This is a genomic window from Streptococcus sp. HMSC072D05, assembly GCF_001815805.1.
GTDB lineage: Bacteria > Bacillota > Bacilli > Lactobacillales > Streptococcaceae > Streptococcus.
On sequence record NZ_KV822026.1, the window covers coordinates 1 to 661 of the forward strand.

Genomic DNA, 661 nt, shown 5'->3' on the forward strand with positions numbered 1-661 from the left:
GTTTCCAACAAACTGTTTGTCTGGTGTGAAGGTGACTGTACCGTCTGGTGTAATCGTGTAAGTTCCTTGACCTGGAATAGACTTCTCTTTGCTTCCATCTGCGAAGGTTGGTTCAACGGTTTCATCGATTGGAACCAGTGGATCACCACCTTGGAAGCTTGGAGTGCCTGTTTGTGGAACACCCTGAGGACCTGTGCTGGTTGCGTTAGTGCTGGTTGGAACTACTTCTTTCACCACCGCTTGGTACTTAACGGTAACAGGAGTACCGTTGGCATCCACTCGAGTCAATTCAAGTTCTGGTGTTTCACCCTTGAACTGTTTGTCTGGGGTGAAAGTTACCTTGCCGTCTGCGTCCACTTCGAACTTACCAACATTTGGCACTTCTTTCACAGTTGTACCATTGTCAAATAGTGGAGTTGAATCAGCTGGGAATGGAACTGAGGCATGGCCAGGAGTGAAGGTCACTTTACCTTCTTGGACCTGTCCTTGCAGACCTTCTGTCTTATCACCTGAACCTGTTGGTGTTACTTTCGTAAATTCTGGACTGTAAGTCGCAGTAACTGGAGTGCCATTCTTATCCACACGTTTCACTGTAACTGGATCTGGATTCCCTACAAACTGCTTGTCTGGTGTGAAGGTTACAGTTCCGTCTGGTGCAATC

General features: G+C 47.4%; 1 protein-coding gene. It reads right to left on the reverse strand.

Features of this window, described 5'->3' with window-relative positions; genetic code table 11:
- Positions 1 to 661 (reverse strand): hypothetical protein (locus HMPREF3057_RS05255; RefSeq protein WP_142350342.1); only part of this gene is annotated, 661 nt, incomplete at both ends.